This is a genomic window from Stenotrophomonas sepilia, from assembly GCF_003244875.1.
GTDB classification, from domain to species: Bacteria; Pseudomonadota; Gammaproteobacteria; order Xanthomonadales; family Xanthomonadaceae; genus Stenotrophomonas; species Stenotrophomonas sepilia.
Window position 1 is genome coordinate 51,760 of record NZ_LXXZ01000056.1, and the last position, 23,975, is coordinate 75,734.

General features: G+C 67.5%; 21 protein-coding genes and 2 tRNA genes. 19 read left to right on the plus strand and 4 right to left on the minus strand.

The window, feature by feature from the left end; genetic code table 11:
• The first annotated feature begins 8 nt into the window (after positions 1–8).
• The 9 genes from ccmC to A7X97_RS10995 all read left to right on the plus strand — a co-directional run bounded on the left by ccmC (position 9) and on the right by A7X97_RS10995 (position 7,043).
• Positions 9–779, plus strand: coding sequence for a heme ABC transporter permease CcmC (gene ccmC, locus A7X97_RS10955; protein ID WP_111007915.1), 771 nt, complete (start codon positions 9–11; stop codon positions 777–779).
• Positions 776–964, plus strand: a complete 189-nt coding sequence (locus tag A7X97_RS10960) for a heme exporter protein CcmD (RefSeq protein ID WP_061478018.1) — start codon at positions 776–778, stop codon at positions 962–964. Before ccmC ends, A7X97_RS10960 begins: the two co-directional genes overlap by 4 nt.
• Positions 961–1,422 (plus strand): cytochrome c maturation protein CcmE, encoded by a 462-nt coding sequence (gene ccmE, locus A7X97_RS10965; RefSeq protein ID WP_111007916.1) that lies wholly within the window; start codon positions 961–963, stop codon positions 1,420–1,422. Before A7X97_RS10960 ends, ccmE begins: the two co-directional genes overlap by 4 nt.
• Entirely contained in the window at positions 1,423–3,342 is a 1,920-nt protein-coding gene (locus A7X97_RS10970) for a heme lyase CcmF/NrfE family subunit (protein WP_111007917.1), read from the plus strand. It abuts the gene before it with no gap.
• Between the two features lie 8 nt (positions 3,343–3,350).
• On the plus strand, positions 3,351–3,968 hold the full coding sequence (locus tag A7X97_RS10975; protein WP_072168378.1) for a DsbE family thiol:disulfide interchange protein: 618 nt from the start codon (positions 3,351–3,353) through the stop codon (positions 3,966–3,968).
• A gap of 4 nt (positions 3,969–3,972) precedes the next feature.
• Complete coding sequence (locus tag A7X97_RS10980) at positions 3,973–4,422, plus strand: cytochrome c-type biogenesis protein (RefSeq protein WP_072168379.1); 450 nt, start codon at positions 3,973–3,975, stop codon at positions 4,420–4,422.
• On the plus strand, positions 4,416–5,405 hold the full coding sequence (locus A7X97_RS10985) for a tetratricopeptide repeat protein (protein ID WP_088496662.1): 990 nt from the start codon (positions 4,416–4,418) through the stop codon (positions 5,403–5,405). Before A7X97_RS10980 ends, A7X97_RS10985 begins: the two co-directional genes overlap by 7 nt.
• A gap of 180 nt (positions 5,406–5,585) precedes the next feature.
• Positions 5,586–6,698 carry a homoserine O-acetyltransferase MetX gene (gene metX / locus A7X97_RS10990; protein WP_088496661.1) on the plus strand — a complete coding sequence of 371 codons (1,113 nt, stop codon included), beginning with the start codon at positions 5,586–5,588 and terminating at the stop codon, positions 6,696–6,698.
• Positions 6,699–7,043, plus strand: coding sequence for a DUF1294 domain-containing protein (locus tag A7X97_RS10995; protein WP_061478025.1), 345 nt, complete (start codon positions 6,699–6,701; stop codon positions 7,041–7,043).
• Positions 7,044–7,128: 85 nt separating this feature from the next.
• On the opposite strand, the gene cydC is transcribed toward A7X97_RS10995, so the two are convergent.
• Complete coding sequence (gene cydC, locus A7X97_RS11000; protein ID WP_088497655.1) at positions 7,129–8,802, minus strand: thiol reductant ABC exporter subunit CydC; 1,674 nt, start codon at positions 8,800–8,802, stop codon at positions 7,129–7,131.
• Complete coding sequence (gene cydD / locus A7X97_RS11005; RefSeq protein WP_088497654.1) at positions 8,799–10,544, minus strand: thiol reductant ABC exporter subunit CydD; 1,746 nt, start codon at positions 10,542–10,544, stop codon at positions 8,799–8,801. Before cydD ends, cydC begins: the two co-directional genes overlap by 4 nt.
• Positions 10,545–10,772: 228 nt before the next feature.
• Between cydD and A7X97_RS11010 the strand changes: the two genes are divergently transcribed.
• The 10 genes from A7X97_RS11010 (at position 10,773) to pgaD (ending at position 21,460) form a co-directional block, all read left to right on the plus strand.
• Positions 10,773–12,362, plus strand: coding sequence for a cytochrome ubiquinol oxidase subunit I (locus tag A7X97_RS11010; protein WP_053501033.1), 1,590 nt, complete (start codon positions 10,773–10,775; stop codon positions 12,360–12,362).
• A gap of 15 nt (positions 12,363–12,377) precedes the next feature.
• Entirely contained in the window at positions 12,378–13,529 is a 1,152-nt protein-coding gene (cydB, locus tag A7X97_RS11015; RefSeq protein WP_053501030.1) for a cytochrome d ubiquinol oxidase subunit II, read from the plus strand.
• Positions 13,530–13,582: 53 nt separating this feature from the next.
• Positions 13,583–13,699 carry a cytochrome bd-I oxidase subunit CydX gene (cydX, locus tag A7X97_RS11020; protein ID WP_072168384.1) on the plus strand — a complete coding sequence of 39 codons (117 nt, stop codon included), beginning with the start codon at positions 13,583–13,585 and terminating at the stop codon, positions 13,697–13,699.
• 55 nt (positions 13,700–13,754) lie between these two features.
• Positions 13,755–13,831 (plus strand) — tRNA-Pro (locus A7X97_RS11025).
• Positions 13,832–13,971: 140 nt separating this feature from the next.
• Positions 13,972–14,048, plus strand: a tRNA-Pro gene (locus tag A7X97_RS11030).
• A gap of 222 nt (positions 14,049–14,270) precedes the next feature.
• A complete protein-coding gene (locus A7X97_RS11035) occupies positions 14,271–15,476 on the plus strand; it encodes a CynX/NimT family MFS transporter (protein ID WP_072168385.1) in 1,206 nt (401 codons plus the stop codon).
• 343 nt (positions 15,477–15,819) lie between these two features.
• Complete coding sequence (gene pgaA / locus A7X97_RS11040) at positions 15,820–17,847, plus strand: poly-beta-1,6 N-acetyl-D-glucosamine export porin PgaA (RefSeq protein WP_111007918.1); 2,028 nt, start codon at positions 15,820–15,822, stop codon at positions 17,845–17,847.
• Position 17,848: 1 nt separating this feature from the next.
• Positions 17,849–19,735: a poly-beta-1,6-N-acetyl-D-glucosamine N-deacetylase PgaB gene (gene pgaB / locus A7X97_RS11045; protein ID WP_111007919.1), complete on the plus strand. Its 1,887-nt coding sequence runs from the start codon at positions 17,849–17,851 to the stop codon at positions 19,733–19,735.
• A gap of 1 nt (position 19,736) precedes the next feature.
• Positions 19,737–20,993, plus strand: a complete 1,257-nt coding sequence (pgaC, locus tag A7X97_RS11050) for a poly-beta-1,6-N-acetyl-D-glucosamine synthase (protein WP_061478032.1) — start codon at positions 19,737–19,739, stop codon at positions 20,991–20,993.
• Positions 20,990–21,460 (plus strand): poly-beta-1,6-N-acetyl-D-glucosamine biosynthesis protein PgaD, encoded by a 471-nt coding sequence (pgaD, locus tag A7X97_RS11055; protein WP_072168388.1) that lies wholly within the window; start codon positions 20,990–20,992, stop codon positions 21,458–21,460. The genes pgaC and pgaD overlap by 4 nt, the downstream gene beginning before the upstream one ends.
• Positions 21,461–21,539: 79 nt before the next feature.
• On the opposite strand, the gene A7X97_RS11060 is transcribed toward pgaD, so the two are convergent.
• Together A7X97_RS11060 and proB are read right to left on the minus strand one after the other, a co-directional pair.
• Complete coding sequence (locus tag A7X97_RS11060; protein WP_111007920.1) at positions 21,540–22,811, minus strand: glutamate-5-semialdehyde dehydrogenase; 1,272 nt, start codon at positions 22,809–22,811, stop codon at positions 21,540–21,542.
• Complete coding sequence (proB, locus tag A7X97_RS11065) at positions 22,808–23,965, minus strand: glutamate 5-kinase (protein ID WP_072168390.1); 1,158 nt, start codon at positions 23,963–23,965, stop codon at positions 22,808–22,810. The genes A7X97_RS11060 and proB overlap by 4 nt, the downstream gene beginning before the upstream one ends.
• Between the last annotated feature and the right edge of the window lie 10 nt (positions 23,966–23,975).

Genomic DNA, 23,975 nt, shown 5'->3' on the forward strand with positions numbered 1-23,975 from the left:
CGCCACGCATGAATCCGATTGTCCGCTGGTTCCACCAACTCGGTTCGCCTCCCACGTTCGACCGTTTCGCTGCCCGCTGGTCGCGGGTGTTCTACCTTGCTGCAGTGCCGGTGCTGCTGGTCGGCATGTGGCAGGCGCTGCTGGTGGTGCCGCCGGAAGCCAAGCAGCTGGACAGCTTCCGCATCCTCTACATCCACGTTCCCAGTGCCTGGATGAGCCTGTTCGTGTTCGCGCTGATGGCGCTGTATGCCGCGATCGCGCTGATCTGGCGGATCAAGGTCTGCGAGATCCTGGCCATGGCCTGCGCGCCGATGGGCGCCGGCTTCACCCTCATCACCCTGCTGACCGGCAGCATCTGGGGCAAGGGCACCTGGGGCACCTGGTGGGACTGGGACCCGCGCATGACCAGCGAACTGGTACTGCTGTTCCTGTACCTGGGCGTGATCGGCCTGTACCACGCCATCGAAGACCGCCGCAGCGCCGCGCGCGCCGCTGGCCTGCTGGCCATTGTAGGTGTCAGCCTGCTGCCGGTGATCCGCTATTCGGTGGACTGGTGGGGTGGCCTGCACCAGCGCCAGTCGATCAACGTGTTCGGTGAATCGGCGATCAGCAGCGCGATGATCGCGCCGCTGTGGTGGATGGTGATCGGCACCAAGTTCTGGTTCGCCGGTTCGGTGCTGGCCAAGGCCCGCGCCGACAATCTCGACCGCGAGGCCGGCAAGGCCTGGGTCGGCTGCCGTGTCGATGCCGCGCGCGCCACCCGGGAGGCCCAGCCATGACACACCTGCCCTATGTGATCGGCGCCTACGCCGTATTCGTGCTGGTGCTCAGCGCCGATGCCCTCGGTTCGTGGCTGCGCCTGCGCGTGGCGCGCCGGCTGGCACTGGCCCGCCAGCAGCGGCAGCAGACCCGCGCTGGCAGGCAGGACGCTGCGACGCCGCTGTCGACGGAGCTGGAACGATGACCCCGGTGCAGCGTCGCCGCCTGGTGTGGGTGCTGCTGGCCCTGCTCGCCTCCGGCCTGGCCACCGCGCTGGTGGCGATGGCGCTGGAACGCAACATCGCCTACCTGTACACCCCTTCGGAAGTGCTGCGCGGCGATGTCGATGCACAGTCGCGTTTCCGCTTGGGCGGCATGGTGGTAAAGGGCTCCTTCAACCGCCCGGTCGGCTCGCTGGAGGCGCGCTTCGACGTGACCGACGGCGATGCACAGCTGGCGGTGACCACCTCGCGGATCCTGCCGGACATGTTCGCCGAAGGCACCGCGGTGGTCGCCAGTGGCCGCCTGCAGGACGGTGTCTTCGTCGCCGACGAAGTGCTGGCCAAGCACGATGAGAAGTACGTGCCGAAGGAAGTGGCCGACAAGATGGGCGATGTCCATCGCAAGCACGACGTGCCGGTGACAGCCCCCGAGGTGCGCTGAGTGCTGCCCGAACTGGGTCAGATCCTGCTGTTGTGTGCGTTGCTGGCCTCGCTGCTGCAGGCCGGCCTGCCGCTGGCCGGTGCGCATCGCAACAACGCGGCATGGATGGCAGTGGCGCGGCCTGCCGCCTTCGCGCAGTTGCTGCTGTTGGCCGGCGCCTTCGCGGTGCTGACCGCCGCGTTCGTGCAGCAGGATTTCTCGGTGCGCTATGTGGCCGAGAACTCCAATTCGCTGCTGCCGCTGATCTACCGCTATTCGGCGGTGTGGGGCGCGCACGAGGGCTCGCTGCTGATGTGGGCGCTGGTGCTGGCATTGTGGACCGGCGCGGTGGCGCTGTTCTCGCGGCACCTGCCGGCACCGGTGCAGGCCCGCGTGCTGGCAGTGATGGGCGTGGTCAGCGTCGGCTTTCTCGCCTTCCTGATCTTCACCTCCAATCCGTTCCTGCGCCTGAACCCGGCGCCGCTGGAAGGCCGCGACCTCAATCCGCTGCTGCAGGATCCGGGGCTGATCATCCATCCACCGATGCTGTACCTGGGCTACGTAGGCTTCGCGGTGCCCTTCGCATTCGCAGTGGCCGCGCTGCTGGAAGGTCGCGTGGATGCGCGCTGGCTGCGCTGGACGCGGCCGTGGACCAACGTCGCCTGGGGCTTTTTGACCCTGGGCATCGCACTGGGCAGCTGGTGGGCCTACTACGAGCTGGGTTGGGGCGGCTGGTGGTTCTGGGACCCGGTGGAAAATGCCAGCTTCATGCCGTGGCTGGTCGGTGCGGCACTGATCCATTCACAGGCCGTCACCGAAAAGCGCGGCACCTTCGGCAGCTGGACCCTGCTGCTGGCGATCGCCGCCTTCGCGCTGTCGTTGCTGGGCACCTTCCTGGTGCGCTCGGGCGTGCTGACCAGCGTGCATTCGTTCGCTGCCGATCCCTCGCGCGGCCTGTTCATCCTGGTGTTCCTGTCGGTACTGGTGGGCGGCAGCCTGCTGCTGTATGCGCTGCGTGCCAGCCAGCTGAGCGTGGATGCCGATGATCCGCGCCGTGGCTTCACCGCCACCTCGCGCGAGACCCTGCTGCTGGCGAACAACCTGCTGCTGGCCACCGCCTGCGCGATGGTGCTGCTCGGCACGCTGTACCCGCTGCTGGCCGATGCGCTGTCGCTGGGCAAGATCTCGGTCGGTCCGCCCTACTTCGGCAGCCTGTTCCTGCTGCTGATGGCACCGATGATCCTGTTGCTGCCGTTCGGCCCGCTGGTGAAATGGCAGCGTGACCAGCCCTCGCGCGCCTTCGCGCTGCTGGTACCCTGGCTGGGCCTGGCGGTATTGCTGGGCGCGCTGGTCTGGTGGCAGGCACCGCAGAATGGCTGGAAGGCCGGCATCGGCGTCGCCGCTGCGACCTGGGTCGCACTCGGCACCGCACGCTTCGTCTGGCAGCGCCTGCGCGGCAACGGCCGCTTCACCGCCGAAATGCTCGGCATGATCGTCGCCCACGCCGGCATCGCCGTGTTCCTGGCCGGCGCCCTGCTGGTCGAAGCGCTGAACGTGCAGCGCGAAGTGGCGCTGGCACCGGGGCAGCAGCTGGTGGTCGGTCGCTACGAAGTCCGCTTCGAAGGCGTGGACCATCGCGAAGGGCCGAATTTCATCGCTGATCGGGGCCACCTGCGGGTGTTCCGCAACGGCCGCGAGCAGGCCCTGCTGCATCCCGAGAAGCGCCAGTACGCCAGTGGCGGCCAGGTGATGACCGAGGCCGGCATCGATGCACGCTTCGACGGTGATGTCTACGTGGCATTGGGCGAGCCGCTGGGCAACAATGCATGGGCGGTCCGGGTGCACATCAAGCCGTTCGTGCGCTGGATCTGGCTCGGCGCGCTGCTGATGGCCCTGGGCGGATTCATCACCGCCGCCGACCGCCGTTTCCGTCGTCCGTAGGAGTTCCCATGTCCGAGTCCCCCGCCCCGCGCCCCTCCCGCCCGCTGCCGCCGGTAGCCATCGTGATCGGCGTGCTGTTCTTCTTCGGCCTGCTCGGGCTGATGATCTACGGGGTGATGAAATCGGGCGACCCGCAGCGCGACGTGCTGCCGTCGGCGCTGATCGACAAGCCGGCGCCGGCGTTCGCGCTGCCGGTGCTGCATGACCCGGAAATGATCGTACACAGCGACGAGCTGCGCGGCGCGCCCTATCTGCTGAACGTCTGGGGCAGCTGGTGCGCGGCCTGCCGCGAAGAACACCCGGTACTGACCCGCTTTGCCGAGAGCAAGCGCGTGCGCGTGATCGGCTACAACTGGAAGGATGATCCGACCGACGCGCTGCACTGGCTGGAGCAGCTGGGCAACCCGTTCATGGTGGTGCTTAGCGACGTCGAGGGCCGCACCGCGATCGACTGGGGCGTGACCGCTGCGCCAGAAACCTTCCTGGTTGATGGCAGCGGCATCGTGCGCTGGAAGTACAGTGGCGCGATGACCCAGCGCGTGATCGATGAGAAGCTGATCCCGGCACTGGAGAAGATCGAGAAGGCCCAGGGCAGTGCCGGCAACACCCTGCATACGGCGCCCTGAGCCGATGCGCTGGCTGCTGGCGCTGCTGCTCCTGATGCTGCCGCTGGCCGTGCTGGCCCAGCAGCCGCTGCACGATCCACAGCCGCTGCAGTTCCGCGACGATGCCGAGGAGCGCCGCTTCCATGACCTGGCCGCACAACTGCGCTGCGTGCAGTGCCAGAACCAGTCGCTGGCCGATTCGAACGCACAGATCGCGCAGGACCTGCGTCGCGAGGTGCTGCAGCTGATGCAGCAGGGCCACGACGACGCACAGATCAAGCAGTTCCTGGTCGCCCGCTACGGTGAGTTCGTGCTCTATCAACCACCGTTGCAGCCGGGCACCTGGCTGCTGTGGGGTGGCCCCCTGCTGGTGCTCGGCGCCGGTGCACTGGTGGTGCTGGGCATCGTCCGCCGACGTGGACGCACCGTCGGCGCGGCGCCGGCCGGCAAGGCCGATGAAGGAGACGAATGGTGAACCCTTGGCTGCCGGTGCTGGCCGGCCTGGTTGCAGCCCTGATGGCAGCACTGGTGCTGTGGCCGCTGCGCCACCACGGTCGTCGCGGTTTCGTGGTCGGCGTGTTCGCACTGGGCGTGGCCGGTGCCTGCCTGTACCTGCTGGTCGGTGATCCGCGTGCAGCACAGGTACAACCGACGCCGTCGGTGGCCACCCTGCGCGATGGCGTGCAGGCCCTGCAGGATGCACTGAAGCGCGACCCTCAGCGTGCCGATGGCTGGGCATTGCTCGGGCGTTCGCAGGCCGAACTGGGCAATGCCTCAGCTGCGGCAGACGCCTTCGCGAAGGCCGCCGAATTGGCACCGGATGATCCGGGCGTGCTGGTGGAAGCCGCGCAGGCGCGCGCGCAGGCTGATGCCGGCAAGCAGTTCGATGACACCGCGATGACCTGGTTGCAGCAGGCACGTACACAGGCCCCCGACGCCGAGCGCGCCAGCTGGCTGCTGGGCATCGCCCTGCGGCAACGTGGAAGGAATGCCGAGGCTGCGGACGTGTGGAGCGGCCTGCTGCCGCGACTGGAACCGGGTGCCGCGCAGGCGCTGCAGGCGCAGATCGCGATTGCCCGCGAGGCCGCCGGCCATGCGCCCGATGCTGGCGTTGCGGCGCCACCGGCGCTGCTGCAGGTGCGCGTGCAGCTGCCGGCACTGAACAACGCCGAGTGGCCCGCCAGCACCCAGGTGTTCGTGCTGGCCCGTGCCGTCGGCGGCCCGCCGATGCCGGTGGCCGCTCGCAAGCTGCCGCTGAGCGGATTCCCGGACACGGTCGGGCTCGGCGACGGTGACAGTCCGATGCCAACCGCACCGCTGTCGGCCCATCGCGAAGTGGAAGTGCTGGCACGCATCTCGCGTACTGGTAGCGCCAATCGCAGCGAGGGCGACCTGCAGAGCGTTCCAGTGAAGGTAAGCCTGCCGCATGAAGGCGTGGTGGAACTGCGGTTTCCCTGACTTGTAGAGCCGAGCCCACGCTCGGCTGCGATTGGGTTGCCGACGCCCGCCAGCCGAGCATCGGCTCGGCTCTACAGCAGATCCACGCCATGCGTGGATACGACGGTCCGGTCCGCGTCCACCCGCTGCTGGAATCCAGCGTGTCGCCAGCTCCACATGCCGCCCCGCTAGAATGCGTGCATGACCGAATTCATCCCGCCCGGCACCCGCTTCCACGCCCTGCCTTCGCCGTTCCCGTTCAAGCGCGGTGGCGCCCTGCACGGCGCGCGCGTGGCCTACGAGACCTGGGGAACGCTGGCGGCCGATGCCAGCAATGCGATCCTGATCGTGACCGGCCTGTCCCCAGACGCGCATGCAGCGGCCAACGAGGCCAACCCGGCATCGGGCTGGTGGGAAGCGATGGTTGGCCCCGGCAAGCCGATCGATACCAACCGCTGGTTCGTGGTATGCGTGAATTCGCTGGGCAGCTGCAAGGGCTCGACCGGCCCCGCTTCGCTCAACCCGGCCAACGGTGAGCCCTACCGCCTGGACTTCCCCGAGCTGTCGATCGAAGACGGTGCCCGCGCCGCCGTCGACGTCGTGCGTGCACTCGGTATCGAGCGGCTGGCCTGCGTGGTCGGCAACTCGATGGGCGGCATGACGGCCCTTGCCATCCTGATGCTGCATCCGGGCATCGCGCGCAGCCACGTCAACATTTCCGGCAGCGCGCAGGCGTTGCCGTTCTCGATCGCGATCCGCTCGCTGCAGCGCGAGGCAATCCGCCTTGACCCGCGCTGGAATGGCGGCCACTACGACGATGCCGAGTACCCCGAGTCCGGCATGCGCATGGCGCGCAAGCTGGGCGTGATCACCTACCGCTCGGCGCTGGAGTGGGATGGCCGCTTCGGCCGCGTGCGGCTGGATTCGGACCAGACCGACGACGATCCGTTCGGCCTGGAATTCCAGGTGGAAAGCTATCTGGAAGGCCACGCACGGCGCTTCGTGCGTTTCTTCGATCCCAACTGCTACCTGTACCTGAGCCGCTCGATGGACTGGTTCGACCTGGCCGAGTATGCCGACGGCAACGTGCTGGCCGGGCTTGCGAAGATCCGTGTGGAGAAGGCGCTGGCGATCGGCGCCAACACCGACATCCTGTTCCCCGTGCAGCAGCAGCAACAGATTGCCGATGGCCTGCGCGCCGGCGGTGCCGATGCGCACTTCATCGGCCTGGAATCGCCGCAGGGCCACGACGCCTTCCTCGTCGATTTCGAGCGTTTCGGCCCGGCCGTGCGCGGCTTCCTCGACGCGCTGTAAGTGGCGTGGCGGCGTAATCTCGCGCTGGCTGCCTTCGGCGCGTTGATCGCGCTGATGATCAGCGGCGTGCTGCCGCTGTGGCTGGGCGGCTGGTGCGTGCTGGCCAGCGCGGTGTCGTTCGGGCTCTATGGCCATGACAAGCGCGCGGCGCAGCGAAAGCAGTGGCGGATTCCCGAGCGCACCCTGCAGCTGCTGGCCTTTGCCGGTGGTTGGCCCGGCGCGCTGCTGGGCCAGGCGATGTTCCGCCACAAGCACCGCAAGGCCGCGTTCCAATGGGTGTTCTGGCTGTGCGTGCTGGCCAACGTGGCCTCGATCGCGGTACTGCTGCGCGAATTTTCGCGATAACCCTCGCCATCGGTAGTGCCGGCCGCTGGCCGGCAACCTCAGACGCTTCAATTGCCGGCCAGCGGCCGGCACTACCGGACCATCGTCACGATTCGCGAATCAACACCCCATCACGCAACCGGTACTGCGCATCGACCACGCCTTCGGGCAGGTCGTCGTGGGTGATCATCAACAGGCTGCGCCCGTCCAGCAACCCGGAGAGATCGTGCAGCAGCGCACGTGCGGTATCCACGTCCAACCCTTCGGTTGGTTCGTCCAGCAGCAGGATCGGCGCGTTGCGCAGCAGCGCCCGCGCCAGCGCCAGCCGTCGCGCCTGGCCGGCCGACATCGTCGCGCCGTTCTCGCCCACCCAGGCCTGCAGGCCACCGTTGCGCTCGGCCCAGTCGCCCAGGCGCACGCGACGGAGGACCGCCCACAAGGCGGCGTCGCTGGCATCGGGATCGCCCAGCCGCAGGTTTTCTGCCACGCTGCCGGCAAACACCGGTGCGTTCTGTGGCAGCCACGCCAGTTGCTGGTGCCACTCAGCCTGGGCGACGTCGCGCAGATCGCGGCCACCATAGGTGATTCGCCCCTGCTGCGGATCCCACAGCCGCAGCAGCAGGCTGGACAGCGTGGTCTTGCCACTGCCGCTGTCGCCGCGGATGGCGATGCGTTCGCCTGACGCCAGGGTCAGCTGGAGGCCGGACAGCACCGGCCGCGCCGCGCCCGGCCACTGGAAATGCACATCGTCCCAATGCACGCGCGCGGCTTGCGGCACCGGCTGTGGCACTTGCGGATCGTCCACCGTCGGCGGTTGCTCGACGATCGCCTGCAGGCGATCTGCGGCAATGCGCCCGGACTGCAGCGACTGCCAGGCCAGGCCCATGCCGGCCCACAGTTCGATCAACGCCACGGTCAGGAACACGAGGCCCGCCGCCATCTCCGGCGCGATGCGCTGCTGTTCGGCGGCGTGCAGGGCCAACGCCAGCATCGCCACCAGGCCCAGCCCGGCCACCAGGCCGTGCAGGGTCGAGGCCGCGATCAGGCGCCAGCGACGGCGGCGGTCACGCGAGGCCAACTGCTTGGCTGCCACGCGCACCTTCAGCTGCCACGCGGCATCGGCATGCAGCGCGGCCAGATCTCCCGCCCCCTCCAACCCCTCAAAGGCCGCGGTGCGCAATGCGGCGCGATGTGCGGCGCGGTCGGCTTCTTCATCATCGTGGCCACGCACGCCCAGCCACGGCACACCGAAGGCGATCAGCAGCGCCAGCACCGCCAGCAGCACTGCCGCCGACGGCAGGATCAGCGCCGCCGATGCAACCGCCACCACCGACAGCGCACCCAGCGCCACCAGCGGCCCGATCGCACGTACCAGCAGGCCATCCACTTCGCCGATGTCGCCCAGCAGTCGCGCCAGCAACTCGCCGGTACGCGTAGCCCCCAGCCGTGCCGGCGCCAGTGGCAGCGCGCGGCGGAAGAACCAGACGCGCAGATCGCGGGCGATGCGCAGGGTGGCATCGTGGCCCACCAGCTTTTCGAAGTAGCGCGACACGATGCGCGCCATGGTCAAGCCACGGATACCCGCAGACGGCGAGAAGAAATTGAATCCCTGCCCCAGGCCTGCGGCACCGGCCAGCGCGGCCGCGGTGAGGAAACCACCGGACAGGCCCAGCAATGCAGTGCCGGCCAGCATCGTGGTCCACAACAACAGGATCGTCAGCAACAGGCGTGGACGATGACGCAGGAACACCGCGCGCAGCGAATCAGGTGAACGGCTCATGCGCGCACCGCCTGTGCCGGTTCTACCAGGCGGCCTTCCGGCAGCAGCAGGCAACGATCGGCCCAGGCGATCACCGCCGGGCTGTGGGTGGCGACCACCACGCTGCGGCCACGTGCATATGCGGCCAGGCTGCGCAGCAATGCCGCTTCGGTATCGGCATCCAGGAACGCGGTGGGTTCGTCCAGCAGCAGCACCTGCGGATCACGCAGCAGGAGACGGGCCAGGCCGATGCGACGCGCCTCACCACCGGACAGGCCGAAGCCACGTTCGCCGATCACCGTATCCAGCCCCTGCGGCAGGCGCTGCGCAAACTGCAGTACCTGCGACGCCTCGGCCACCGCGCGCAGGCGCGCATCGCTGGCGCCGGGATCGGCCAGGCGCAGGTTGTCGGCGATGCTGCCGTGGAACAGGTACGGACGCTGGCTGGCATAGGCCACCTGCACGCCGGGACGCACCTGCAGCTTGCCGGCACGCGGCGGCAGCCAACCGGCCAGCGCCTCCAGCAACGTACTCTTGCCGGACCCGCTGGGACCGACCAGGGCCAGGCGCTGGCCCGGTTCCAGCAGCACGTCCAGATCCTGCAGCACATCGTGCGGCGCGCCCAGCGGACGCAGCACCAGACCCTGTGCCCGCAGCGGTGGCAGCGCGGCCTCGGCCGGCTCCACCGCCAGCGGCGCAGCTTCGTTCTCGATCAGGCCCTGCTCATCGGGCAGCGACTGCAGCAGGCGCTCCACCTCGGCAGCGGCAGCCAGCGCATTGGCACGGTCGTGGTAGTGGGCGGCCAGCCGTCGCAACGGCGCATAGAATTCCGGCGCCAGCAGCAGGCAGAACAGGCCCGCCCCCAGCGTCGGTACCGTTGCATGCAGCGACATCATGCCCAGATAGCTCAGCCCGAGGTACAGGGCGACCATCGCCACGCTGACCGAGGCGAAGAACTCCAGCACCGTGGACGACAGGAAAGCGATGCGCAGAACCTTCAGGGTGCGCACGCGCACGCCTTCGGCAGCCGCCTCGATCCCCTCCAGCTCAGCCTCGCCGCGGCCATACAGGCGCAGCAGGCCCAGGCCCTTGATGCGGTCGGCGAAATGGCCGCTCATCCGCGCCAGCTCACCCAGCTGCGCGCGGCCGGCCGCTTCGGCCCCCCAGCCCACCAGCATCATGAAGAACGGTACCAACGGTGCAGTGAACAGCAGGATCAGCGCCACCACCCAGTCGACCCAGGCTACGGCGGCCAGGATCAGCAGCGGCACCACCACTACTTCGGTGCGTACCGGCAGGAAACCGCTGTAATAGCTCTCGATCGCATCAGCGTGATGCAGCATCAGTTCGCCCAGTTCGCCGGTGCGGCGCTGGCGCAGCCACAGCGGCCCCAGGCCAAGCAGGCGTCCGAACACGCGTTCACGCAGGGCCAACCGCGCGGCATCGGCCACATCACCGGCGGCGGCCTGGGTGGCGCTGCCCAGCAGCGTGCGCGCCACCAGGATCGCCGCCAGACCGCCCAGCACCGGCAACCCCGAGGCCAGCGGCGCGCGCTCTACCAGCACCTGCTGCACCAGCCAGGCGATGGCGGCCGCCTGGCCGATCAACAGGGCACCGGACAGGCTGATGCACAGTGCCGCCAGCCGCTGGCGGCCTCGAGCAGGCCGCGCCAGATCGGCCAGCCACGCGCTGCGGGCGCGCCGCTGGCGGGTCGTTTCGGCGTCCTGGGACAGGGCGACGGAGGAGGTTTCGGCAGCGCTCAAGGGGTCTTCACGGGCAACGGGGGAGACACGGCATTGTAGGCGCAGGCAATGGCCGGCCTCTGCGGCCAGCAGTCGCAGTCTTCATCAGGTTGGCATACGATCGACCGGGGCACCTGTTCATACATTGATCTGGATCAAGGCTGTTTGAAGTAGTCGGTCACATCATTCACGTCGTAGACCACCCTTCCCGCCACCTGCAACGGCACTATCCAACGAGGTAGCCAGGCCATGATTGATCAGACAGTCGTAGAACTGTCGCGGCTGCAATTCGCGCTGACCGCGATGTACCACTTCCTATTCGTACCGCTCACCCTCGGCCTGTCCTTCATGGTGGCCATCATGGAGAGCGTGTACGTGATGACCGGCAAGGAGATCTGGCGCAGGATGACCCTGTTCTGGGGCGTCCTGTTCGGCATCAACTTCGCCATGGGCGTCGCCACCGGCATCGTCATGGAATTCCAGTTCGGCATGAACTGGTCCTACTACAGCCACTACGTCGGTGACATCTTCGGTGCGCCGCTGGCCATCGAAGGCCTGATGGCCTTCTTCCTGGAAGCCACCTTCGTCGGCCTGTTCTTCTTCGGCTGGAACCGCCTGACCAAGGTCAAGCACCTGATGGTGACCTGGCTGATGGCGCTGGGTACCAACCTGTCGGCGATCTGGATCCTGGTCGCCAACGGCTGGATGCAGAACCCGACCGGTGCGGTGTTCAACCCGGAAACCATGCGCATGGAAGTGGTCGACTTCATGGCGGTGGTGTTCAACCCGGTGGCGCAGGCCAAGTTCGTGCACACCGTCAGCGCCGGTTATGTGACCGGTGCGGTGTTCGTGATGGCGATCAGTGCCCTGTTCCTGCTGCGCAACAAGCACAAGGACCTGGCCCGTCGTTCGTTCGCGGTGGCCGCAGCGTTCGGCCTGCTGTCATCGCTGTCGGTGGTGGTGCTGGGTGACGAGAGCGGTTACGCCGCCAGTGAACACCAGAAGATGAAGCTGGCCGCGATCGAAGCGATGTGGGAGACCGAGCGTGCGCCGGCCGACTTCACCGCCTTCGGCATCCCGAACCAGGACACCCACCAGAACGACTATGCGGTGAAGATCCCCTACCTGATGGGCCTGATCGCCACCCGTTCGTTGAACCAGCCGATTCCAGGCATCCTGGAACTGGTCGAGCGCGCCGAACACCGCGTGCGCGGCGGCCAGCTCGCCTACGGCGCGCTGGAACGCCTGCGTGCGAACAAGAACGACGTGGAAGCACGCGAGATGTTCGACCGCCACTGGCAGGACCTGGGCCACGGCCTGCTGCTCAAGCGCTACCGCGATGACATCCTCAACGCCACCCCGCAGGAGATCTCGCAGGCGGCGATGGATACCGTGCCGCGCGTGATGCCGCTGTTCTGGACCTTCCGCGTGATGGCCGGCCTGGGCTTCTACCTGATCGCCTTCTTCGCGCTGGCCTTCTACTACTCGTGCCGCAACAACTTCCAGGACAAGCGCTGGTTCCTCAAGCTGGCCCTGTGGACGCTGCCGGCACCGTGGATCGCGATCGAGTGCGGCTGGTTCGTGGCCGAGTATGGTCGCCAGCCGTGGGCGGTCGATGGCGTGCTGCCGACCTTCTATGCGGCATCGGGCCTGGCCCTGCATGAAATCGTGCTGACCCTGGCCGGCTTCACCGCGATCTACACCGCGCTGATCGTGGTCGAGATCAAGCTGATGCTCAAGGCGATCCGCAAGGGTCCGGACGAGTTGCTGCCTTCGCTGCAGTCGCCCCAGCCGCATGCTTCCCACAATGCCTCGGCGCCCGCCGCCGGCCAGGCCTGAGGCAGGAGAACCAAGATGGATTTCATTCTTCTGGACTACACCACGCTGCGCGTGATCTGGTGGCTGCTGCTCGGCATCCTGCTGATCGGTTTCGCCGTGATGGATGGTTTCGACCTGGGCGTGGGCACCCTGCTGCCCTTCGTCGCCCGCACTGATGCCGAACGCCGCCGGGTGATCAACACCATCGGCCCGGTCTGGGAAGGCAACCAGGTGTGGCTGATCCTGGGCGGTGGCGCAATCTTTGCCGCCTGGCCGCCGCTGTATGCGGTCAGCTTCTCTGGCTTCTACCTGGCGATGTTCGTGATCCTGTTCGCCCTGATCCTGCGTCCGGTCGGCTTCAAGTTCCGCAGCAAGATGCCCAGCGAACGCTGGCGCAACACCTGGGACTGGGCGCTGTTCATCGGTGGCTTCATTCCCGCACTGATCATGGGCGTGGCCGTGGGCAACGTGTTGTTGGGCGTTCCGTTCCATTTCGATGACAGCATGCGCATCTTCTACACCGGCTCGTTCTTCGGCCTGCTGATGCCCTTCGCGCTGCTGGCCGGCCTGCTCAGCGTGTCGATGCTGGTCGCCCACGGTGCGGCCATGCTGGTGATCAAGACCGACGGCCCGGTGGCCGAGCGTGCTGCCCGCTTCGGCAGCATCGCGGCAATCATCGCCTTCGTGCTGTTCGCAGTGGGTGGCGCCTGGGTGGCCTTCGGCCTGCCGGGTTACCAGATCACCTCGCAGGTGGTTACCGATGGCGCCACCAATCCGCTGCTGAAGACCGCCGAACTCGGCGCCGCCGGTGGCTGGATGCGCAACTACAGCGCGATGCCGGCCACGATCCTGGCCCCGCTGCTCGGCCTGGCGGGCCTGCTGGCCAGTGCGGTGCTGCTGCGTGCCCGTCGTGGTGGCCTGGCCTTCATCGCCTCCGGTGCGGCTATCGCCGGCATCATCCTGACCGTCGGCTTCGCCATCTTCCCGTTCCTGCTGCCGTCCTCGAGCCAGCCCACCTCCAGCCTGACCGTGTGGGATGCCTCGTCCAGCCACCTGACCCTGTGGATCATGCTGCTGGCCACGGCGGTGTTCCTGCCGATCATCCTCGCCTACACCACCTGGGTGTACCGTGTGCTGAAGGGCAAGACCACCACCGAAGAGATGGGCAACAACCCGAACGCCTACTGATTGCCGGTGTGCCGGCCGACGGTCGGCACACCCTTGAACAATGGAGATTGACTATGTGGTACTTCGCCTGGATTCTCGGTGCCGGCCTCGCCTCGACGGTGGCCATCCTCAACGGCATGTGGTTCGAAGCCCGCGAGCAGAACCGCATCGAGAACGGAAATCGTCGCTGAGCTGTAAAAAAGCCTTGCCGCCCTGGCCTTCACACGGTATCTTAGGCGGCTCCTTCGGGGTGTAGCTCAGTCTGGTAGAGCGCTACGTTCGGGACGTAGAGGTCGCAGGTTCGAATCCTGTCTCCCCGACCACTCACGTGGTCGCATTGAAGCCTGGTGAAGTCATCCAGGCTTTTTTGTTCCCTGAGGTGGCACTGCTTCGGCGGTGTGAAGAAAACAGCATTCACCCCTTGCCGCCATCGGGGTGAATCGCTAGAATAGGCGGCTCCCTTCGGGGTGTAGCTCAGTCTGGTAGAGCGCTACGTTCGGGACGTAGAGGTCGCAGGTTCGAATCCTGTCTCCCCGACCACTTCGGTGGTCACCAAGAAGCCTGGAAGACATCACTGTCCTCCGGGTTTTTTTGTACCCCGCGCCAGGCCGCCCGCATGACGGGACCTTGCCGGAGCGCACACGTACAATGGCCGCGCTGCCGGCCCACCTGCAGCCCCCCCCCCCACCTGCCGCTTCGGCGTAGACCGATGCCGGCGCTGCATGCCGTTGCTGCGGCGTGCGACACCTGCAAGGACCATCGATGAGTTCCTCCACTTCCGATTCGCCGTCGCTGCTGCACGGTCGCGTCCTCGCGTTTGCCGCGATCCTGCTGGCAGCAGTCAACCTGCGCACTGCGGTCACCTCGATCACCCCGCTGCTGGACGTGCTCGGCCAGCAGTTCGGCTTCGGCACCACCATGACCGGCGTGCTGGGCATGCTGCCGACCGCCTCGTTCGCGCTGTTCGGCGTGGCCACGCCGGCACTGGCGCGGCGCCTGGGCCTGGAACGCACCACACTGCTGGCGATGGCGATGGCGATGGCCGGCCTGCTGCTGCGCTCCAGCGCCGGCAACGTCGGCACGCTGCTGCTGGGCTCGGTAATCGCGCTGGCCGGCATGGGCATCGGCAACGTGGTGGTGCCGCCGCTGGTGAAGCGTTACTTCGCCAACAAGGTCGGCACCATGAGCACGCTCTACATCAGCGTGCTGCAGCTGGGCACGATGCTGCCGGCGCTACTGGCAGTACCGATGGCCAACGCTGCAGGCTGGCGCGTGTCGCTGGGCATGTGGGCGCTGCTTGCACTGGCCGCCGCGCTGCCGTGGCTGCTGCTGGCCAGGCGCGCACCGAAGCCGCTGGCCGACGCCGCCGATCCCACCGCGCAGCCGCACGGAAAGGTCTGGCGCACGTCGCTGGGCTGGAGCATGACGCTGATGTTCGGCATGACCTCGCTGATGACCTATTCGATGTTCACCTGGCTGCCGCGCATCGTGGTCGAGGCCGGTGGCACGCCCGCGTTCGGCGGCGTGATGGTGGCCGTGTTCTCGGCACTGGGCCTGCTGCCGTCACTGGTCATTCCGTCGATGGCGGTACGCATGCAGAACCCGTTCCCGCTGGTGCTGATCGGCTTCTTCTCGTTCGTGATCGCCTTCACCGGGCTGCTGCTGGCGCCGATGAAGGCGCCCCTGCTGTGGGCCTGCCTGCTCGGCGTCGGCCCGTCCACCTTCCCGCTGGCGCTGACCCTGATCAACCTGCGCACCCGCACCCCGGCCGGCTCGGCCGCGCTGTCGGGCTTCATGCAGGGCGTGGGCTACAGCTTCAGCTGCCTGGGCCCGTTCCTGGTCGGCTGGCTGCATACCGTCAGCAATGGCTGGACGCTCCCGTTCAGCTTCCTGTTCGGCTGCGCCACCCTGATGCTGTGCGCTTCGTGGGTCGCCTGCAAGCCCCGCAAGCTGGAAGATCTCTGGTAGCCCGGCCGGGGCCGCCAGAGGGCCCCGCCTACCGCTCGTCAGACACCCGGGAAATTTTGACGCCGGACTGACAATTGCGGGCGGATAGTGCCCACGAATGCCCTTCCTTGCCGCGTGCCGGCATCGGGCATGGGGGCGGCGGCGCCGCCCAGGCCACCACTCGGTGTGCGGGGGACTCTCGTTTCAGACAAGACATTGCAGGTCGCTGTCCGGGTTGTATCCGTCTTCAATGGGCGGGAATGCACGAAGGGAGTGACGCGGGCCACGGCCACGCCAAATACTGGCATGTGATTTGCGTCACATTTTCACAGGTTGTCTGGTTCGGAAGCCAAGGGGGTCCCCAATGGTCGTCCACCGCCGGCTGGCGCTCTGCGTCGGCCTCGCATGCACCGCTCTGGCCTGGGCCAGCGGCGCGGCTCCGACCGACCGCGACGCGGCCCTGGCCGAGATCGGCCGCTACCGCGACCAGGCCCGTTGGCTGGATGCGCTCGGCGCAATCGAGCGCGCCAGCCAGCAGCAGCCCAACGACGATCTGCTGTTCAAGCTGCGCGTGCTGACCCTGGGCGACATCGGCAATGCCTGGCGCGCCTGGGAGCTGTACCAGCAGCGGCCGCAGCTGTTCGACGACGCCCAGAAGCAGCGCCTGGAAGGCGACTACCTGGCCAAACTCGTGGTCTGGAGCCTGGCCTACAGCAGCAGCGAGGACAGCCGCCTGGAAGAAGCCGAGTCGACCCTGGCGCGCATGCAGCGCTACGTTGGCGGCGAAGGCACCCCACCCTCGCAGGCGCCACTGCGCATCCGCATGGACCGGCTGATCCTGCTCAACCGGCTGGGCCGCCATGTACAGGTGCGTGAGGAAGCACGAGCCCTGCAGGCCGAAGGCCACACCCTGCCCGACTACGTGCTGCCTGCCGTGGGCGATTCGTTGATGGGCACCCTGCACCCGGAAGAAGCCATTCCGGTACTGCAGGCGGCCGTCGCTGGCGATCCGGCGCGCGACGCCTCGCATTCGGAACTGGCCTACGCCTACCTGGAAAGCGAGCAGCAGGAAAAGGCGATCGACCTGCTGCAGGCATGGCGCGACAAGGAGCCGGCGTGGCGCTGGAGCAATGGCAAATCACCGTACGTGAACTGGTCACGCTACGAGGCCGATCTCAACCTGGCAATGGTGCGCGCTTACAGCGGCGACCTGGTCACTGCGCAGCACGATCTGGAGTCGATGGTGGACATCGCAGCCGGCAACGGAGGCCTGCAGAGTGCGCTGGGCAGCGTCTACATGATGCGCGGCTGGCCACGCAGGGCACTGCAGCGACAGCAGATGGCACACGCGCTGGACCCGCGTGACATCGAACCGCGGCTGGGCATGGAAGAGGCCTACGTCGCCCTGCAGCGCGACGACCTGGCGCGGCCGCTGCACGATGACCTGGTCGCACGCTATCCCACCCAACCGGCCGTCGAACGCATGGACCAGGCCTGGCGTGCGCATCGCGGCTGGCAGCTGAAGGCATGGACCGACATCGGCCGCAGCTCCGGTGGCGGTGGCACCTCGCCACTGGGCAACAACGATCGCCACTACGGTGTGGAAGTGGAGACACCGATCCTTGATGACCGCTGGCGGTTGTTCGCCCTGGCCGACCGGCGCTCGACCGATTTCCAGGACCAGCGCATCGATCCCCTGTGGCTGGGTGCGGGCGTGCGCTACCGCTTCGGGCAGCTGGATGCGGAAGCGGCCGTCCTGCGCGCCAACGACCACATCGGCGATACCGGCCTGCGGGCCGGCGTCGGCTGGCAGTTCAACGATTACTGGCACGCCGGCCTGGTGGCCGCGCGCAATGATCCAGAAGCCTCGATGCAGGCGCGCGCGGCCGGCATCACCGCCGACAGCATGAGCGCACAGGTGGACTACCGGCGCAGCGAGCTCACCCACTGGACGTTCGGCGCCAGCCGCTTCCGCTATGACGATGGCAACCACCGCGAACTGTTCAGCACCCGCCTTGAACAGCGCCTGCTGACCCGCCCGCGCTGGCTGATCGATGGCCTCGCCAGTGCCTACACCAGTCGTGGCAGCCGCGACGATGCGCCCTACTTCAACCCGAAGCGCGACCGCATGGTCGAGATCGGGCTGCGCATCGACCAGCAGCTGTGGCGGCACTACGAACGCCACTTCCGCCACCGGCTGACGGTCTCGCTGGGCGACTACTGGCAGGACGGCTTCGGCAGTGCGCTGGTGCCGTCGGTGTCGTACATGCACGAATGGCAGCTGGGCCCGGGCCGCGTGTTCGAGTACGGCGTGCGCTGGTCGCGGCCGGTCTACGACGGCCACCGCGAGCGTCATATCGGCTTCGAAGCCGCACTGCGCTGGGGAGACTGACATGGCCTGCTTCCTGCGACTGATCGTGCTCCTGCTGCTGGCCATCACGCCACCGGCCTTGGCGCAGCAGGCCGCGCATCTCGATGCGATCGACAATGGCCTGCTGATCCTCAGCTACCACGACATCCGCGACCAGGTCGCGGCCAAGGGCGATGCCGATACCTATGCGGTGAGCACGCAGAACTTTGCCGCACACCTGGACTGGCTGGGCGCGCATGGCTATCACCCGGTCTCGCTGTCGCAGGTGATCGATGCCTCGCAGGGGCGGGCCACGCTGCCGCCCAAGCCTGTGCTGCTGACCTTCGATGACGGCCTGCGCAGCGTCTACGACAAGGCCTTCCCATTGCTGCAGGCCTACCGCTACCCGGCGCTGGTGGCGGTGATCACCGACTACGTGGACATGGCTCCGGGCCGCACCATCGACTACGGCTACCGGCCGTTCGGCCGCGATGACTTCGTCACCTGGGCGCAGCTGAAGCAGATGCACGACAGCGGCCTGATCGAAGTGGCCAGCCACACCGACGACCTGCACCACGGCGTGCTCGCCAATCCACAGGGCAATTCAACGCCCGCCGTGGTCACCCGCATCTACAGCCCGGCCACGCACAGGTACGAGACTGAAACGCAGTATGAGCAGCGCCTGCGCGCCGATCTCTCGCGCAGCGTGCAGCGCATCAAGCAGCACCTGGGCGTGCGCCCGCGCGCCATCGTCTGGCCATACGCCGCCTACAACCAGTTGGGCAACGACATCGCCGAACAGCTGGGCATGCCGGTGTCCTTCGATCTGGAGGGCCGCAGCACGCCGGTGGCCAGCGACCTGCATGGTCTGGCGCGCTTCCTGGTCAGCGACAACCCGACCGTGGAAGGGCTGGCCTACGAACTGCGCCGCGATGTCGCGCTCGATGGCATCCGTGCCCTGCAGATCGACCTGGATGATGTCTACGACGCAGACCCGACGCAGCAGGCACGCAACCTCGATGCGCTGGTCGAACGGGTCAAGCGCATCGCGCCGACGCACGTCTACCTGCAGGCATTCGCCGATCCGGACGGCAACAACACTGCCGATGCGCTGTACTTCCCCAACCGTCACATGCCGATGCGGGCGGACCTGTTCAGCCGCGTCGCCTGGCAACTGAAATCCCGCGCCGGCGTGAAGGTCTACGCATGGCTGCCGGTGCTTGGCTTCGAGCTGCCCGACCTGGCGCAGCGCAAGGCGCTGGCGATCCGCAACGGCGATCCCGATGGCATGTACCGGTTGGACTTCACCAACCCGAAGGCCCGCCAGATCATGCTCGACATCTACGAGGACCTGGCGGTCAATTCCTACTTTGAAGGCCTGCTGTTCCATGACGACGGCTACCTGCGCGACACCGAGCTGCCGACACTGGCAGCCGGGGGCGATGGCAGCGCGCGCACGCAGGCGCTGATCAGCTTCACCCTGGCGCTGCGCGACAGCGCGCAACGCTGGCGCCCGAAACTGGCCACCGTGCGCAACCTGTACGCTGAGCCGGTGCTCCGCCCGCAGAGCGAGGCCTGGTTCGCGCAGCGCCTGGACCTGTTCAACAAGGCCTATGACCAGACCGCGCTGATGGCGATGCCGTGGATGGAAGGCAGCCAGCACCCCGAGCGCTGGCTGGACCAGCTGCTGGCCGCAGTACGCGCACATGACCCGCAGCTGCAGCACACCCTGTTCGAGCTGCAGACCGTCGATTGGCGCAACGGGCAACCGATTCCCGCCGAGCGCCTGCGCGCACAGATCCGCCAGTTGCAGGCGCAGGGCGTGCACCACTTCGCCTGGTACCCGGACGACTTCATCGCCGACCAGCCCTCCACCCGCGATGCCCGCGCGGCGATGTCCGCCGGCACCTTCCCGTACCCGGAGAAGTGACATGGACATGCATCCGCTGCTGCAGGTCCTGTTCCAGTTCGCCTTCTACTACCCGATGGTGATGGCGTTCTTCTGGATGTCCGGCGGCCTCTACTACTACTACCGGCGCGAACGCCACTCGCGGCCGCGCAACGACCCTCCATTGATGGTCGATCCCCCCTTCGCGAGCCTGCTGGTGCCCTGCCACAACGAGGCAGAGAACCTGGATGACACACTCACTGCGGCGCTGGCCCAGCGTTACCCCGCCGACTACGAAGTGATCGCCATCGACGATGGCAGCAGCGATGACACCGGCGCGCGGCTGGATGTGCTGGCGGCAAGGCACCCGCGGCTGCGCGTATTGCACCTGGACCGTAACCTGGGCAAGGCCAATGCGCTGCGCATGGGCGCACTGGCCGCTCGCTCGGAGTACCTGGTGTGCATCGACGGCGATGCAATGCTGGAGGAACATGCGCTGCACTGGATGGTCTGGCACCTGGTCAGCGGCAACCGGGTCGGTGCGGTCACCGGCAACCCGCGCATCCGCAACCGCTCCACCCTGCTCGGGCGCCTGCAGGTGGCCGAGTTTTCCTCGATCATCGGCATGATCAAGCGCGCGCAGCGTGTATACGGGCGCATCTTCACCATCTCCGGGGTGATCGCCGGCTTCCGCCGTACCGCCCTGCACCAGGTGGGCTGGTGGTCGGATGACATGGTGACCGAGGACATCGACATCAGCTGGCGCCTGCAGCGCGCGCACTGGGACATCCGCTACGAACCCAATGCGCTGTGCTTCATCCTGATGCCGGAGACCCTCAAGGGCCTGTGGCGGCAGCGCCTGCGCTGGGCCCAGGGCGGCGTGGAGGTGATGCTGCGCCACGCGCGCTCGCTGCTGCACTGGAAAGAGCGGCGCATGTGGGGCGTGCTGCTGGAGTACGTGCTGAGCGTGATCTGGGCCTACACCATGTTGTTCATCGTGCTGCTGTGGGCACTGGGCAAGTTCATCGAGCTGCCGCCGCAGCTGCATATCGCCAGCCTGCTGCCGCAGTGGCATGGCGTGATCCTGGCGCTGGTCTGCCTGCTGCAGTTCGCCAGCAGCCTGATCATCGACCGGCGTTACGAAACACAGATTGGACGCAACTATTTCTGGGTCATCTGGTACCCGATGGCGTACTGGCTGATCAGCCTTTCCACCACCCTGGTGGCGCTGCCGAAGACACTGCTGCGCCGTCGCAGCAAGCGCGCCACCTGGACCAGCCCTGACCGGGGGATCCGATGAACGCGCAACGCCCCTCCAACCGCTTCGACTCACGGATGATCCGCAAGCCACACCGCCAGCCGCGCTTCCAGCGCACCGCCTGGGGATTCGTCACCCTGGCGTTCTGGGGCTTCTACTTCTACCTGTGGGCGCCCCTGGTGACCCTGTTCTCGTGGTTGGTTGGCGGCCAGCTGGCCTGGCAGCAGTTGTACGAACGGCAAAGCCAGTTCGATCCCTACGTGCTGGTGGCATTGCCGCTGATGCTGTTGTGCGCCAGCGTGCTGCTGATCGGTTGGGCCGAGTACAACCGTGCCCGCTTCCGTGGCCGCGAGCGCCGCCTGCCGCGGCCACTGGCCAGCCTCAACGAAGTAGCCGCCGATCTGGGTGCCAGCACCGGCCTGGCCGAACGCCTGATGAGCTGCAAGGCCGCCACGCTGCACATGGATGATCACGCACGCCCGGTCGGCATCCGCCGCGAGGTGGTGTAGCCCGACAGCCCGGTGGATGCCCGCCTTGGTCGGCACCGGGGTCTGCCGCGAAGAACATCCACGCATGGCGTGGATCCACTTATGTGCGCGTCTGCCCTTCGCCACGCACCACGAAACGTTCGACAGTGAGCGCTTCCAGACCCATCGGGCCATAGGCATGCAGGCGCGTGGTGGAAATGCCGATTTCGCTGCCCAGGCCCAGCTGGCCACCATCGGAGAAGCGCGATGAGGCATTGACCATCACCACCGCCGAGCGCAGCGCAGTAACGAAACGCTCGGCATGGCCGGCGTCTGCGGTCGCGATCACTTCCGTGTGATCGGAGGTATAGCGGCGGATGTGCGCGATGGCCGCATCGAGGTCGTCCACCACGCGCACGGCCAGCACAAGGTCGAGGAACTCGGCGGCGTAGTCCTCCTCGGTCGCCGCCGTGCTGCCCGGCAGCAGCGGCTGCGACTGCGCATCGGCGCGCAGCTGCACGCCACGCTGGCCGAGCGCCTGCGCCACGCGCGGCAGGAAGGAATCGGCTACGTCACGGTGTACCAGCAGTGTCTCCAGCGAATTGCAGGCGGCTGGCCGGCTGCACTTGCCATCCACCAGCAGGTCGATGGCCTTGCCCAGGTCGGCGCTGGCATCCACGAACAGATGACAGACACCCTTGTAGTGCTTGATCACCGGCACCCGCGCATGCTCGGCAACGAAACGGATCAGGCCTTCGCCACCGCGCGGAATCGCCAGGTCGATCAGCTCATGCAGCTGCAGCAGTTCCAGCATCGCCTCGCGGCGCAGGTCAGTCAGCACGGTCACGGCGGCCGGCGGTACCCCGTTGGCCTTCAACGCACCGGCGAGTGCCCGCGCGATCGCGGTGTTGGAGTGAATTGCCTCGGAACCACCGCGCAGGATCACGCCGTTACCCGCCTTCAGGCACAGCGCCGCGGCTTCGGCGGTCACGTTCGGGCGCGCCTCGTAGATCATCGCGATCACGCCCAGCGGCACGCGCACCTTCTGCACGCGGATGCCGTTCGGGCGCACGTCATCGCGGGTGACCTCGCCGACAGGATCTGGCAATCCAGCCACTTCGCGCACGGCTTCGGCCATCGCGAACAGGCGCGGCGGGTCCAGTGCCAGACGATCGAGCATGGCGCTGCCCACGCCCTTCTCGCGCGCGGCGGCGAGGTCACGTGCATTGCCGGCCAGGATCAACCCTGCATTCACTTCCAGCGCCTGCGCCATCGCCAGCAGCAGCGTGCGTCGTGCCGCACTGTCCAGGCCGGCAACGATCTGCGCCGCATCACGGCAGGCACGCGCCTGCGCTTCGATCTCGCTCATCGGTGTGTCCTTCAATCCGGTCATGGCAGCACCAGGTCGTCGCGATGGACGACGCTGCCGCCGTAGTTGTAGCCGAGCACGGCCTGGATGTCGCGCGAATGGTGGCCGGCAATCCGGCGTACGTCGTCGGCAGCATACTGGCTGACGCCACGGGCCACGCAGACACGGCCCTGCGGCGCGTTCCAGCACACCTGTACCATATCGCCGCGGCGGAACACGCCCTCTGCACCGGTGATGCCACCGGGCAGCAGCGAGGCGCCCTTCTCGCGCATCGCCTGTGCCGCACCGGCATCGATGACGATCACGCCCTCGGCCAGCGGTGCATGCCGCAGCCAGTGCTTGCGGGCGGCCTCGCGGCTGCGTGCGGCATGGATGCGGGTGCCGAACAGGCGATCCTGCGCCAGCGCGCGCACCACGTCACCGCTGCGGCCATTGAACAGATAGGTTTCGATGCCCAGGCGCCCGGCCTTCGCCGCCGCCTCCAGCTTGGTCCTCATGCCGCCGGTACCGGCGCGCGAGCCGGCGCCGCCCGCCATCGCCAGCACCTCGTGACCCAGCTCCGGCACGTCGTGCAACGGCCGCGCATCGGCCACGGTGCGCGGGTCGGCGCTGTACAGGCCATCGATGTCGGTGGCGATGAACAGCGCATCGGCGTCGACCAGCGCCGCCACGGTGGCAGCCAGGTTGTCGTTGTCGCCGAGCTTGAGCTCATCCACCGACACGGTGTCGTTCTCGTTGACCACCGGCAATGCGCCCAGGCGCAACAGTTCACTCAACGTGGCGCGTGCATTGAGGTAGCGGCGGCGGTTGCGCAGGTCGTCGTGGGTCAGCAGCACCTGCGCCACCGGGCGCTCGAAGAAGCGCTGCCAGAGCCCGATCAGCTGTGCCTGGCCGAGCGCGGCCAGGGCCTGCCTCGCCGCCATCGCCGCGCCAGGCTCATCGGCCCGAGGCAGGATTGCGCGCCCGGCAGCGACCGCGCCGGAAGACACGATCACCACCTCGCGCCCGGCCAGGACATTGGCTGAGACGAACTGCGCCAGGCCCAGCGCGTGGCGTGGCGACAGGCCGCCGCCATCGGCTGCCAGCAGACTGCTGCCAACCTTGAGCACCGCACGCCGCCACGGCGGCAGCGCTTGTTCGGGGAACGGCGAGGCGACATGGGCAGCGTGCTGGATCATCGGTCAGGCT

What these genes read in the sequence shown, in the direction of transcription:
- ccmC (WP_111007915.1), top strand. Translation starts at nt 9, where the DNA reads ATGAATCCGATTGTCCGCTGGTTCCACCAACTCGGTTCGCCTCCCACG.
- A7X97_RS10960 (WP_061478018.1), top strand. Translation starts at nt 776, where the DNA reads ATGACACACCTGCCCTATGTGATCGGCGCCTACGCCGTATTCGTGCTG.
- ccmE (WP_111007916.1), top strand. Translation starts at nt 961, where the DNA reads ATGACCCCGGTGCAGCGTCGCCGCCTGGTGTGGGTGCTGCTGGCCCTG.
- A7X97_RS10975 (WP_072168378.1), top strand. Translation starts at nt 3,351, where the DNA reads ATGTCCGAGTCCCCCGCCCCGCGCCCCTCCCGCCCGCTGCCGCCGGTA.
- A7X97_RS10980 (WP_072168379.1), top strand. Translation starts at nt 3,973, where the DNA reads ATGCGCTGGCTGCTGGCGCTGCTGCTCCTGATGCTGCCGCTGGCCGTG.
- A7X97_RS10985 (WP_088496662.1), top strand. Translation starts at nt 4,416, where the DNA reads ATGGTGAACCCTTGGCTGCCGGTGCTGGCCGGCCTGGTTGCAGCCCTG.
- metX (WP_088496661.1), top strand. Translation starts at nt 5,586, where the DNA reads ATGACCGAATTCATCCCGCCCGGCACCCGCTTCCACGCCCTGCCTTCG.
- cydC (WP_088497655.1), bottom strand. Translation starts at nt 8,802, where the DNA reads ATGAGCCGTTCACCTGATTCGCTGCGCGCGGTGTTCCTGCGTCATCGT.
- A7X97_RS11010 (WP_053501033.1), top strand. Translation starts at nt 10,773, where the DNA reads ATGATTGATCAGACAGTCGTAGAACTGTCGCGGCTGCAATTCGCGCTG.
- cydB (WP_053501030.1), top strand. Translation starts at nt 12,378, where the DNA reads ATGGATTTCATTCTTCTGGACTACACCACGCTGCGCGTGATCTGGTGG.
- cydX (WP_072168384.1), top strand. Translation starts at nt 13,583, where the DNA reads ATGTGGTACTTCGCCTGGATTCTCGGTGCCGGCCTCGCCTCGACGGTG.
- A7X97_RS11035 (WP_072168385.1), top strand. Translation starts at nt 14,271, where the DNA reads ATGAGTTCCTCCACTTCCGATTCGCCGTCGCTGCTGCACGGTCGCGTC.
- pgaA (WP_111007918.1), top strand. Translation starts at nt 15,820, where the DNA reads ATGGTCGTCCACCGCCGGCTGGCGCTCTGCGTCGGCCTCGCATGCACC.
- pgaB (WP_111007919.1), top strand. Translation starts at nt 17,849, where the DNA reads ATGGCCTGCTTCCTGCGACTGATCGTGCTCCTGCTGCTGGCCATCACG.
- pgaC (WP_061478032.1), top strand. Translation starts at nt 19,737, where the DNA reads ATGGACATGCATCCGCTGCTGCAGGTCCTGTTCCAGTTCGCCTTCTAC.
- pgaD (WP_072168388.1), top strand. Translation starts at nt 20,990, where the DNA reads ATGAACGCGCAACGCCCCTCCAACCGCTTCGACTCACGGATGATCCGC.
- A7X97_RS11060 (WP_111007920.1), bottom strand. Translation starts at nt 22,811, where the DNA reads ATGACCGGATTGAAGGACACACCGATGAGCGAGATCGAAGCGCAGGCG.
- proB (WP_072168390.1), bottom strand. Translation starts at nt 23,965, where the DNA reads ATGATCCAGCACGCTGCCCATGTCGCCTCGCCGTTCCCCGAACAAGCG.